This window comes from Kordiimonas marina, from assembly GCF_023006325.1.
Taxonomy (GTDB): domain Bacteria; phylum Pseudomonadota; class Alphaproteobacteria; order Sphingomonadales; family Kordiimonadaceae; genus Kordiimonas; species Kordiimonas marina.
In genome coordinates, this window is record NZ_JAINDF010000003.1 from 64350 (window position 1) to 76172 (window position 11823).

The 11823-nt window shown below is 60.6% G+C and carries 12 protein-coding genes; 9 read left to right on the plus strand and 3 right to left on the minus strand.

Features of this window, described 5'->3' with window-relative positions; translation table 11 throughout:
• Positions 1-7 precede the first annotated feature (7 nt).
• The 6 genes from K6118_RS06795 to K6118_RS06820 all read left to right on the plus strand — a co-directional run bounded on the left by K6118_RS06795 (position 8) and on the right by K6118_RS06820 (position 5873).
• Entirely contained in the window at positions 8-1348 is a 1341-nt protein-coding gene (locus K6118_RS06795; RefSeq protein WP_247119482.1) for a pyruvate dehydrogenase complex dihydrolipoamide acetyltransferase, read from the plus strand.
• A gap of 11 nt (positions 1349-1359) precedes the next feature.
• Positions 1360-2757 carry a dihydrolipoyl dehydrogenase gene (gene lpdA, locus K6118_RS06800; RefSeq protein WP_247119483.1) on the plus strand — a complete coding sequence of 466 codons (1398 nt, stop codon included), beginning with the start codon at positions 1360-1362 and terminating at the stop codon, positions 2755-2757.
• Between the two features lie 342 nt (positions 2758-3099).
• On the plus strand, positions 3100-4026 hold the full coding sequence (gene lipA / locus K6118_RS06805) for a lipoyl synthase (protein ID WP_343269930.1): 927 nt from the start codon (positions 3100-3102) through the stop codon (positions 4024-4026).
• Positions 4027-4306: 280 nt separating this feature from the next.
• Entirely contained in the window at positions 4307-4975 is a 669-nt protein-coding gene (locus K6118_RS06810) for a DUF3667 domain-containing protein (RefSeq protein WP_247119485.1), read from the plus strand.
• A 64-nt stretch (positions 4976-5039) separates the two neighbouring features.
• Entirely contained in the window at positions 5040-5498 is a 459-nt protein-coding gene (locus K6118_RS06815) for a type II toxin-antitoxin system RatA family toxin (protein ID WP_247119486.1), read from the plus strand.
• Between the two features lie 99 nt (positions 5499-5597).
• On the plus strand, positions 5598-5873 hold the full coding sequence (locus K6118_RS06820; protein WP_247119487.1) for a hypothetical protein: 276 nt from the start codon (positions 5598-5600) through the stop codon (positions 5871-5873).
• A 14-nt stretch (positions 5874-5887) separates the two neighbouring features.
• On the opposite strand, the gene K6118_RS06825 is transcribed toward K6118_RS06820, so the two are convergent.
• From K6118_RS06825 to K6118_RS06835, 3 genes are all read right to left on the minus strand, one after another.
• Positions 5888-6361: a CinA family protein gene (locus K6118_RS06825; RefSeq protein ID WP_343269931.1), complete on the minus strand. Its 474-nt coding sequence runs from the start codon at positions 6359-6361 to the stop codon at positions 5888-5890.
• A 102-nt stretch (positions 6362-6463) separates the two neighbouring features.
• Complete coding sequence (locus K6118_RS06830) at positions 6464-6973, minus strand: phosphatidylglycerophosphatase A family protein (RefSeq protein WP_247119489.1); 510 nt, start codon at positions 6971-6973, stop codon at positions 6464-6466.
• 2 nt (positions 6974-6975) lie between these two features.
• Positions 6976-8190 carry a bifunctional 2-C-methyl-D-erythritol 4-phosphate cytidylyltransferase/2-C-methyl-D-erythritol 2,4-cyclodiphosphate synthase gene (locus K6118_RS06835; RefSeq protein WP_247119490.1) on the minus strand — a complete coding sequence of 405 codons (1215 nt, stop codon included), beginning with the start codon at positions 8188-8190 and terminating at the stop codon, positions 6976-6978.
• A gap of 43 nt (positions 8191-8233) precedes the next feature.
• On the opposite strand from K6118_RS06835, the gene dusB reads away from it, so the two are divergent.
• From dusB to ntrC, 3 genes are read left to right on the plus strand one after another with little or no spacing between them, the layout of a single operon-like run.
• Complete coding sequence (dusB, locus tag K6118_RS06840; RefSeq protein WP_247119491.1) at positions 8234-9220, plus strand: tRNA dihydrouridine synthase DusB; 987 nt, start codon at positions 8234-8236, stop codon at positions 9218-9220.
• A complete protein-coding gene (locus K6118_RS06845) occupies positions 9220-10299 on the plus strand; it encodes a two-component system sensor histidine kinase NtrB (RefSeq protein ID WP_247119492.1) in 1080 nt (359 codons plus the stop codon). Before dusB ends, K6118_RS06845 begins: the two co-directional genes overlap by 1 nt.
• Positions 10296-11753, plus strand: coding sequence for a nitrogen regulation protein NR(I) (ntrC, locus tag K6118_RS06850; RefSeq protein ID WP_247119493.1), 1458 nt, complete (start codon positions 10296-10298; stop codon positions 11751-11753). Before K6118_RS06845 ends, ntrC begins: the two co-directional genes overlap by 4 nt.
• Positions 11754-11823 lie beyond the last annotated feature (70 nt).

Genomic DNA, 11823 nt, shown 5'->3' on the forward strand with positions numbered 1-11823 from the left:
AATAAGTATGGCTATTGAGATTTTCATGCCGGCCCTGTCACCCACGATGGAAAAGGGTACGTTGGCAAAATGGCTGGTAAAAGAAGGGGATACGATCTCCTCAGGTGACGTGATCGCCGAGATCGAGACCGATAAGGCGACCATGGAAGTCGAGAGCATCGACGATGGTACGGTCGCGAAAATCCTCGTTGCTGAAGGTACGGACGATGTGCCGGTCGGCAAGATTATCGCCATGCTGGCGGAAGAGGGCGAGGATGTCGCGAGCGTGGAAGCGCCTGCGGCGGCCGCAGCTCCCGCACCTGCACCGGCCGTAGAAGCCAAGGCAGAACAAGCAGTTAAGCCTGTCGTTGATGCGATTCCGACGCCGGTCAATGGCCAGATCACCGATGCTCAGGTCGTCAATCCGCAAGTTACCGACGCGGTGACCGGCGACCGGGTGAAGGCCTCGCCGCTTGCCCGCCGTATCGCGTCCCAAGAAGGTGTTGATATCGCTGCTGTTTCCGGCACCGGCCCACACGGCCGCGTGATCAAGCGTGACGTCGAAGCCGCGCTCAAATCCGGCACGGCCCAAGCTGTTGCACCTGCAACACAAGCCGCCCAAACCGCTGTTGCACCTGCAACAGTTGGCGCTGCACCGACCTATGGCCCGCATGACGACATTCCGTACCGCGAGGAACGGCTGTCGAACATGCGCAAAACCATCGCCAAGCGCCTGACGGAATCGAAGCAGCATGTGCCGCACTTCTACCTGACCATCGATTGCGAGATGGACAAGCTGATGGAGCAGCGCAAGGTGCTGAACGCCAAACTGGCGGAGACGGGCACCAAGCTGTCGGTCAACGATTTCATCATCCGCGCCTCAGCGCTCGCGCTCAAGAAAGTCCCGGCCGCCAACGTTCAGTTCGCGGGCGACAAGATGTACTGGTATGAGCGCGCCGACATTTCGGTCGCGGTCGCCATCGAAGGCGGCCTGGTCACCCCGGTTATCCGCGGCGCCGACCAGAAGGGCCTCGGTGAAATCTCCGCCGACATGAAGGACCTGGCCACCCGCGCGCGTGACGGCAAGCTGATGCCGGAAGATTACGCCGGCGGTACCTTCTCCATCTCCAACCTCGGCATGTATGGCATCAAGGAATTCGGCGCGGTCATCAACCCGCCGCAGGGCGCGATCCTCGCGGTCGGTGCCGGTGAACAGCGTCCGGTGGTGAAAGACGGCGCGCTGGCCGTCGCCACGGTGATGAGCTGCACGCTTTCGTGTGACCACCGCGCGGTTGACGGTGCCGTGGGTGCCCAGTTCCTCGCCGCTTTCAAAGGGTATATCGAAGACCCGATCACCATGCTGCTTTAAGGGGACGATAGATGTCTGAAGTATATGATCTCGTTGTCGTCGGCGGTGGCCCGGGTGGTTATGTCGCGGCGATCCGCGGCGCTCAGCTCGGCCTGAAGGTCGCGTGCGTGGAGCGTGAAAACCTCGGCGGTATCTGCCTCAACTGGGGCTGTATCCCGACGAAAGCGCTGCTCCGTTCCGCGGAAGTCTTCCACCTCGCCAAACATGCCAAGGATTATGGCATCAAGGCGGAGAATGTCGGTTTCGATTTTGACGCGATCGTCAAACGCAGCCGCGGCGTCGCCGGTCAGCTTTCCGGCGGCATCAAGTCGCTGTTCAAGAAGAACAAGGTCACCCATATCGCCGGGGAAGCCAAAATCACCGGCAAGGGCACGCTTTCGGTCAAAGCCGCGGACGGCAAAACCACCGAAGTTTCCGCCAAGGATATCATCGTCGCCACCGGTGCCCGCGCGCGTGAGCTGCCGCACCTGAAGGCCGACGGCAAGCTCGTGTGGTCCTACCGTCATGCGCTGGCGCCCAACATGATGCCGAAAAAGCTTCTGGTCATTGGCTCCGGCGCCATCGGCATCGAATTCGCCAGCTTCTTCAATGAGCTGGGCGCGGACGTCACGGTCGTCGAGATGATGGACCGTGTCCTGCCGGTCGAAGACGAAGAAGTCTCCGCCTTCGCCGCCAAGTCCTTCAAGAAGCAGGGCATGACCCTGATGACCGAAGCGGCGGTGACCGAGCTCAAGAAGGGCGCGAACACTGTCACCTGCGTGGTGGAGCAGAAGGGCAAAAAGCAGGAAATCACCGTTGACCGTGTGATCCTCGCCATCGGCATCACCGGCAACGTGGAAAACCTCGGTCTCGAAGGCGTCGGCATCAAGGTTGATCGCGGCCATATCGTCACCGACGAATGGGGCCACACTGGCGTCGACGGTTTCTGGGCCATCGGCGACGTGGCGGGGGCCCCGTGGCTCGCGCACAAGGCGTCGCACGAAGGCGTCGTCGCGGTTGAGAAAATCGCCGGCGTCAAGGGCGTCCACCCGATGGACAAGGGCAACATTCCGGGTTGCACCTACTGCCGCCCGCAGGTCGCCTCCGTCGGCCTCACGGAAGCCAAGGCGAAGGAAGCGGGCCATGAGGTCCGGGTCGGCAAGTTCCCCTTCATCGGCAACGGCAAGGCCATCGCGCTCGGCGAGCCGGAAGGTTTCGTCAAAACCGTGTTCGACAAGAAGACGGGCGAGCTTCTGGGCGCCCATATGGTCGGCGCTGAAGTGACCGAGCTGATCCAGGGCTATGTGGTCGCGCGCACGCTGGAGAGTACGGAAGCCGAGCTGATGCACACCGTGTTCCCGCACCCGACGCTTTCCGAGATGATGCACGAAAGCGTGCTGGACGCTTACGGCAAGGTCATTCATTTCTAAGGACAGAGTTCCTGGACCCGCCGGTCAAGCCGGCGGGTGACGACTTAATTAATTTCGTCATTCGCCGACTTGATCGGCGAATCCAGTGGTGCCGGGCAATGGTCCTGCGGGTAAGAACCCGTCCTTCTGGACACGGGCCCCGCGCTCAGGTACAAGCTGCCCCGCGTGTCACGGGGGGTGAAAGCCGCCCATCCGGTCGTTATACTGGCCGGAAACTGGCAGGAACGCCGCGCCCATGCAGGCGCACCAAGGTCTCAAACAGCGGGCCGCTCCCTGAAGGTCAGGGAAGAGTTGGCCCCGAAGTGGATGAGTAGCATGGCAGACGATATCAAGCAGCCGAACATGGACCAGCCCAAAGAGGCGGAGGCGCCGCGGTTCGCGCGCAAGCCGGACTGGATCCGCGTCAAGGCGCCGGTAAGCCGCGAATATAACGAAACCCGCAAGATGATGCGGGAGCTGAAGCTGCACACCGTCTGCGAGGAAGCCGCGTGCCCGAACATCGGCGAATGCTGGAAGCAGAAGCACGCCACCATCATGATCCTCGGCGATACCTGCACCCGCGCCTGCGCCTTCTGTAACGTCAAGACTGGCCGCCCGATGGCCGTTGACCCCTTGGAGCCCTTGCATACCGCAGAAGCCTGTGCCGCCATGGGCCTCAGCCACATCGTTATCACCTCCGTCGACCGCGATGACCTGGAGGACGGCGGTGCCGACCAGTTCGTGCGTGTGATCGAGGCGCTCAGAGCCAAAAGCCCGCAGACGACCATTGAAATCCTGACGCCGGACTTCCGCAACAAGCCGGGCGCGATCGAGAAGGTCGCCGCGGCCAAGCCGGATGTGTTCAACCACAACCTGGAAACCGTGCCGCGGAACTATCCGAAAATTCGCCCGGGCGCGCGCTATTACCATTCGCTGCGCCTCCTCGATAAAGTGAAGCAGATCGACCCGTCGATCTTCACCAAATCCGGCATCATGGTCGGCCTCGGGGAAGAGCGCATGGAAGTCAGCCAGGTTATGGATGACATGCGCATGGCCGATATCGACTTCATCACCATCGGCCAGTATCTGCAGCCGACCCCGCGCCATACCAAGCTGGACCGGTTCGTGACCCCGGATGAGTTCAAGGCGTATGAGCGCATGGCGAAGGGCAAGGGCTTCCTGATGGTCTCGGCCACGCCGCTCACGCGTTCCAGCTATCTGGCAGGGGACGATTTCGCCAAGCTCCGCGCCGCGCGCGAAGCGCAGCTCAACGCGAAGGCCGCCAAGTAGGGCTTAGCCTCACTAGGCGATAATCTGTGTGACGTCTGGATGCTGAAACAAGTTCAGCATGACAGGGGGCTTTCGTTTTCAGCCTGTTCATGCGTCCCCCTGAACTTGTTTCAGGGTCCAGTTTCTGTAACCGGCGCTCATCCGCTTGACAGTTCCGCCGCAATTGTGACACTGGCCCGACACCAAAGGGGAGGGGCTGGTGGAAACCTGTTTGAATTGCAGTGCTCAGCTTTCTGGGCCTTATTGCAGCCAGTGTGGGCAGAAACATGCCAGCGGGCGCTTGACGCTGCCTGATATAGCCTCCCACACCTTCGAAGCGCTGACAGAGTTCGATTCAAGGCTTTGGCGCACGGTGCGCGAATGCACCCTCAATCCCGGCCTTGTGGCGCTTAACTATATTTCTGGCCAGCGCGCGCGCTATGTGAATCCGGTTAAATTTTTTCTCACCGTGTTTGCGGTCTATGTCGCGGCGCTGACATTTTCCGGCACGCTGGACCGCATTGCAGATGACGCCGTTCATTTCAGCGCGGACACGGACATGCAAAGCTCCGTCGCGCGTACGGCTGTGGCCATTCAGGCCGTCCTCCGAACCCATTTCAACCTGATCTTTTTTATCGCCCTGCCGGTCGCTGCTTTTGCGCTCAGGTGGCAATATTGGCGGGCCGGTCGCACCTATGCTGAAACGCTGGCGTTTGTGAGCTATCTGGCCGGGATCACTTCGCTCTATAGCTTGCTGTTCGTGCCGGTTTTCTACGCGTTCCATACCTACAGCGGCACACCGCGCGGCATGATCCTGACATTCCTGTTCCTCATTGGTTCGCGTACGTTTTTCGACATGACATGGCCGCGCGCCATCGGTGGGCTTATGGTTGCGGTCATCATCTATTTCGTTTGTATGATTGCCGAGGGTATCGTTTTGGCGTGGCTGCATATGGCGGGGTTGCTTTGATGCTTGAAGCCTCCCGGTTTCACCGTTAGAAAAGCCCGCAAGCAGACACTCGTTTCAGGACACCATGCCCCATTACGCCGAAAAGAAAATCCTGCCCTACAGCGCGCACGAGCTTTACGACCTCGTCGCCGATGTCGCCAAGTACCCGGAATTCCTGCCCTGGTGCGTGGGCGCACGGGTTTATAACCGCAAGGCCGGGCAGTTCGATGCCGACGTGATGATCGGCTTCAAGATGTTCCGCGAACGCTTCACCTCCCGCGTGACGCTCCAGGAAGATGCGCGGGTTGATGTCGACTATATCAAGGGGCCGATGAAGCGGCTTTACAATCACTGGCGTTTCATCCCGCAAGGCGACGGCAGCTGCATGATCGATTTCGAGGTCGATTTCGATTTCAAGAACGCGCTCCTCAACCAGATGATCGGCGGCCTGTTCGGTGAGGCCAGCAAGCGCATGGTTCATGCGTTTGAGCTGCGCGCACAGGCACTTTACGGTGACCGCAGCCTGCCGGAAAGCCACGTCTGACGGCGATTTTTGTGCTTTTTCAGGTGTTTGACCGGGGTCAAGGTCCACAGCGCGTGAAAATGGTGCTATGGTCCCAAGCTCAAGAAGGAGACACAGCCTATGTCAGAATTTCTGCACCGTTTGGCGGAAGAACTTCGGGTCCGTGAGAAGTTCATGGAAGATCATTCGACCACGCCGGCCTTCCAGCAAGGCGGCCAGGAAAGTCGGCTCGAATTCGACCGGCTTCTGAATGACCTGAAGGCCTTTGTGGAGCAGGTGACCAAAGCGCGCGACAGCGGCAAGGATTTCGATGTGCATTTCGAGCGCGAGATCAAGGAGCGTGCCGAAAAGATGCAGATGCGTATCGAGGCCTGGTCAAAGACTCTGCAGCGCTAAGGGCAATATGCGTGTCAGCTGAGAAGCGCTGACCGCAGCATCTTGAGCGCGTGACGCACGCTTTGGGTCCGCACATGTGCGCGGCCCAGATCCCCGAACTGGACAGTCTCGGATATCGGCATCTCGCCCTGGCGCGCGAGGCCGAAACACACCATGCCGACCGGCTTTTCGGCACTGCCGCCGCCGGGCCCGGCAACCCCTGTCACCGAAATCGCAAGGTCAGCCTTGCTGTTGACCAGCGCGCCGTAAGCCATCTCCTTGGCGACCGCCTCGGACACCGCGCCGAAACGGTCCAGGCTCTCCGCACTCACATCCAGCATCTGGTTCTTGGCTTCGTTCGAATAGGTGACGAAGCCACGGTCGACCACGTCGGAGGAGCCCGGAATGTCGGTGAGTGCCGCGGCGATCATGCCGCCGGTGCAGGATTCGGCCGTGACGATCATCTGGCCGTGCGCGCGGGCCATGTCGAGGATCGAGCTTGCCAGCATTTCGATTTCGGGGTCGGTCATAAAGCCTCGCTTGGTCAGAAGGGGTAACCGGCCCGCTCATTGAGCCACGCGGAAGACGCTTCCGTCAAGCAGGCTTAGTGTTTAGGCAATCAGCCCGGCGCCCATCAGGAACCACAGGATGCCAGCCGCGAAGAGGCCCGCGACAAGATCATCGACAATAACGCCGAGCCCACCCTTCACGTGGGTATCGAGCCAGCAGATCGGCCAGGGTTTGAGGATATCGAACACCCGGAACAGCAGGAAGGCGGCGATGAGCGGCAGGATATGCGGCGGCTGGTGTGTGAGCGGCAGAAGCGCGAGCCACAGCCCGGCGACTTCGTCGATCACGATCTCGGGCGCGTCATGAATGCGGGTTTTGGCCTCGATGCCGTCGATCAGCTTGGCGGAGACGAGGGTGAGGGCAGCCACCAGCACGGTCATCAGCACGGGGCCGGTGCCTGCGACGAGCAGGCCGTAGCCCGCGATCAGCGCGGCGAGGCTGCCCCAGGTGCCGGGCGCGGGCTTCAAAAGGCCGGAGCCGAAGAAGGTCACGACCCAGAAGGCCGGGCTTTTATGGCGTTCAGGCCAGGTGCGGAGGGAGATTTTCGCCATCGTTACATGTCCTCCAGTGGAAGGCGCACGGTGGCGGTCGCTTGGGCTGCGATGCCTTCCTCGCGCCCAGTGAAGCCGAGCTTTTCGGTCGTAGTCGCCTGAACGCTCACCCGGTTCATCGGGATGTCCAGAAGCTCGGCGATGCGGGCGCGCATGGCATCCATATGTGGGCCGATCTTGGGCTTTTCGCAGATGAGCAACACGCCGACATGGGCGATCTGTCCGCCGCGGGCCAACACACGGTCACGGGCGAAACTCAGGAACACATGGCTTTCGCATCCGCGCCATTTTTCGTCGCTTGGCGGGAAATGGGTGCCGATATCGCCGTCGCACAGGGCGGCGAGCAGGGCGTCAGTCAGCGCATGGAGGCCGACATCGGCGTCCGAATGGCCCTTGAGCGTGCGCCCGTGCGGGATTTTGATACCGCAGAGCCAGACATGGTCGCCGTCCTCGAAACGGTGGACGTCATAGCCCATGCCGGTGCGGACATCCGCGTTTGCCATCATGATTTTCTGCTCCGCCTTGATGAAATCGCCCGGCGTGGTGATTTTGAAATTGTCCTCGCGGCCTTCGACGACCTGGACGTGGGCGCCCGCGGCTTCCATCACGGCGCCGTCGTCGGTGTAGCCGTCACCTTCTGCGGCTGCGTGCGCGGCCATCAGGTCTGCGAAGGGGAACGCCTGTGGGGTCTGCACGGCATAAAGCCCATCCCGGTCCACCGTGCGCTTGATCACGCCGTCTTCTACCGCTTTCAGCGTATCGGTGACCTTGGTGGCTGGCAACACGGCTTTGGCGCCGTCTTCAAGCGCGGTGATCAGGCGCGAAACGGTGCCTGCGTCGATAAACGGCCGGGCGGCATCATGGACGAGGATATAATTTGGTGCGGCAGCCGAAAGCGCCTCAAGCCCGGCGCGCACGCTCGCCTGCCGGGTCTCACCGCCATTCACCGGGGGCAGAAGCTCGAGCCCGGCGGTGGCGGTATCAAAAAATGCACGGTCATCAGCATTGATCACCACCTGGATCGGCGTACCGGGCAGGGCACGGGCCAGCGCCTCAAGCGTTAAGCGAATCAAAGGTTTACCGGCAATGGTGCGATATTGCTTCGGCAGGCCTTCACCCGCACGGGTGCCGCGTCCGGCGGCAACCACAAGGAAGGCCGCGGGGATCAGCGATTTTTCCGCACGCTGAGGCTGGCTTTTTGTTAAGACTTCTGGCATAAGCTGTGCCCAATATTTAGGCAGTGTTTATTTAGGTACGAAGATGGCTCTTAACATTGGTCCGGTCGAAATCAAAGACCCAGTAATCTTGGCCCCCATGTCCGGCGTTACCGATATGCCGTTCCGCAGGCTCGTGAAGCGCTACGGGGCAGGCCTTGTCGTGTCTGAAATGATCGCGTCCGAGGCCATGATCCGCGCCAGCCGCAGAAGCCAGAAAATGGCGACGAGCTGCGCCGAGGAATTCCCGATGTCAGTCCAACTGGCCGGCTGCGAAGGCGCCAAGATGGCCGAGGCCGCCAAGCTCAATGAGGACCGCGGCGCCGCCATCATCGATATCAACATGGGCTGCCCGGTGAAAAAGGTCGTGAACGGTCACGCGGGCTCCTCGCTGATGCGCGATCTGGACCATGCCGGTTCCTTGATCGAAGCCACCGTGAACGCGGTTTCGCTGCCGGTGACGCTCAAGATGCGCCTCGGCTGGGACGACAGCAGCTTCAATGCGCCGGAACTGGCCAAGATCGCCGAACAGCTCGGCATCAAAATGGTTGTCGTGCACGGCCGGACCCGCTGCCAGATGTACCGGGGCAGCGCCGACTGGACCAAGGTTGGCAAGGTCAAGGAAGCCGTGAGCATTCCGGTGATCGTGAACGGTGACATCAACACGTTCGACGATGTGACCCGCGCGCTTGAGGAATCGAAAGCCGACGGCGTGATGATCGGCCGTGGCACCTATGGCCGTCCCTGGTTCGTCAGCCAGGCGATGCATTACCTGCGCACCGGTGAAAAGATCGAGGACCCGAGCCTCGAGGAACAGTATGAGACGGTGATGGAGCATTATGACGACATGCTCACCCACTATGGCGTCGAGGCCGGTGTCCGTATCGCGCGCAAGCATCTTGGCTGGTACACCAAGGGCCTGCACAGCTCGGCCGAGTTCCGTAACCGGATCAATGCGCTCGAAAATCCTGAAGAGGTCAAGGAAGCGCTTAAGGGCTTCTACCTGCCACTCTGCGACCAGTTGGCGGCCTGATGGACAGCGCAGCCGGGTTACAGAATGTTCCGGAAGATATACTGCATGGCCTGACGCAGGCCATTGTGCTCGTCGACGCAAATGACCAGATTTCGGGCGTTTATGCCCAGACCGAAGCCATTTTTGAGCGCAGCCGTGAGGGCCTGATCGGCAGTCCGGTCAGTCAGCTGCGCGGTATCGGCTATGCCGCGGCAGAGCTTGTAAGCCGGTCTCGCGCTGAAGACACGCCACTCAACAGCTATGACGTTTCCTGCATGCCGCCCATTGGCGACATAGAGCTTATGGACCTTCACGCTCATCCATATGGGGACGAGGGTGCTGTGCTGCTGTCAGTCCAGCCACGGCGTATTACTGCGTTCCTTGAGAAACGCGACCATATGGAAGCGGCGGCGCGCTCGGTCGCGGGGCTTGCTTCGATGCTGGCGCATGAGATCAAGAACCCACTTTCCGGCATCAGGGGGGCTGCGCAGCTGATGGGCCGCGCACTTGAGGACAAGAAGCTTACCGAGCTTATCTGCAAGGAAGTGGACAGGATCAAGAATTTGGTCGATGAGCTGGAGACCTTCTCCTCACCGACCGAGCAACAGCTTGAGGCCGTCAATATCCACGAAGTGCTCGATCATGTGCTCAATGTTGCCGTGGCCGGGTTTGGCGAGAAATGTAGCTTCCGCCCGCGCTTTGATCCGTCCCTGCCGTCGGTTGAGGGTAATTTCGACCGTCTTATCCAGGTGTTCCTGAACCTGATCAAGAACGCGGTCGAAGCCGCAGGCCCGGACGCGGACATTTCGGTGACTACGGCTTACCGGCACGGCATCTGGCTTCGGGGCGCGAATGGCGAACGCATCCGCCTGCCGATCGAGATCGCGATCCATGACAATGGCCCCGGCATCCCCGATGACCTGAAGGGCCACCTGTTCGACCCGTTTGTCAGCGGCAAGGAAGGCGGCACCGGGCTTGGCCTCGCGCTTGTCGCCCGCTTTGTCAGCCAGATGGGCGGGACAGTCACCTGTGACAATCATCCGAAGGGCGGGGCCGTGTTCAAGGTCCAGCTCGCCATGCATGAGGATACGAGACTATGACACGCGGTAAGGCCAACATCATTGTCGCAGACGACGATATGGCAATCCGGCTGGTGGTCGGTGAAGCCCTCCGGCAGGAAGGCTGGATGGTCCTGGAAGCGGATGACATCCCGGAGCTGGAGCGGCTTGTCCGCGGTGGGCAGGGCGATGTCGTGGTTTCGGACGTTCTGATGCCGTCGGGCAGCGGGCTTGATGTCATGCCGCAGCTGATTGCCGAACGACCGGACCTGCCTTTCATCATCATGAGCGCGCAGAATACCCTGTCGACAGCAATGGCCGCGACCAATAAGGGCGCATTCGATTACCTGCCAAAACCTTTTGATATTGATGAGTTAGTATCAATAGTTAAGAAGGCACTTAAGGAAAAGGGTGCCTCTGTAGCCAAGGCAGGTATCAAGGATGAAAATATCCTGATCGGCCGGTCGGCGGCGATGCAGGAAATTTACCGCACCATGGCGCGGGTGGTTCAAACCGACCTCACCGTGCTGGTGACCGGCGAAAGCGGCACCGGTAAGGAACTGGTTGCCCGCGCGCTTCATGCCCATGGGCCGCGTGCCGACAATCCGTTCGTGCCGGTCAATATGGCGGCGATCCCGAAGGAACTCATTGAAAGCGAGCTGTTCGGTCACGAACGCGGCGCGTTTACGGGCGCTGAAACCCGCACGCTCGGCCGGTTTGGCCAGGCAAAGGGCGGTACGCTGTTCCTGGATGAGATCGGCGATATGCCGCTTGAGGCGCAGACCCGGCTTCTGCGGGTGTTGCAGGAAGGGGAATACCGCACAGTGGGCGGGCAGTCCTCGATCAAGGCCAACGTCCGCATCATCGCGGCCACCAACCGCAACCTCAAGAATATGGTCAAGTCCGGCGATTTCCGGGAAGACCTGTATTTCCGCCTGAATGTGGTGCCGCTGTCGCTGCCGCCGCTTCGGGAGCGCCTCGATGACGTGCCGGACCTGGCGGAGCATTTCCTCCAGAAGGCGACGGAATCGGGCTTACCCTACAAGACGCTGACCGAAGGCGCCAAGAAGGTGCTCAAATCCTTCGATTGGCCGGGTAACGTGCGTGAGCTTGAGAACCTGCTGCAGCGGATTTGCGCGCTTTATGCGGGCAAGGAAATCTCCGGTACCATGGTGAAGGCCGAATTCGACCGCTCGACGTCCGAGCTGGCGGGCGGGCCGATGAGCATCATGGCGAACGTCACCGGCGGCAACCTCTCGCAGACCGTGCGCCAGCACCTGGACCAGTATTTCGACTTCCATGACGACGGCCTGCCGCCGCCCGGTCTTTACCAGCGAATTCTTCGGGAGATCGAACGGCCGCTCATCCAGAAAGTACTGTCGGCAACGGCGGGGAACCAGGTGAAAGCCGCGGAACTCCTGGGCCTTAACCGCAATACGCTCCGCAAGAAAATCCGCGAACTCGACATCTCCGTTCCGCCGCGCCGCGACAGTTAAGCGCAGGCGACAGAAATATCGCATTTTTGAGTGTGATATATCTGGAACAAATGTGACAAATATGCATCAT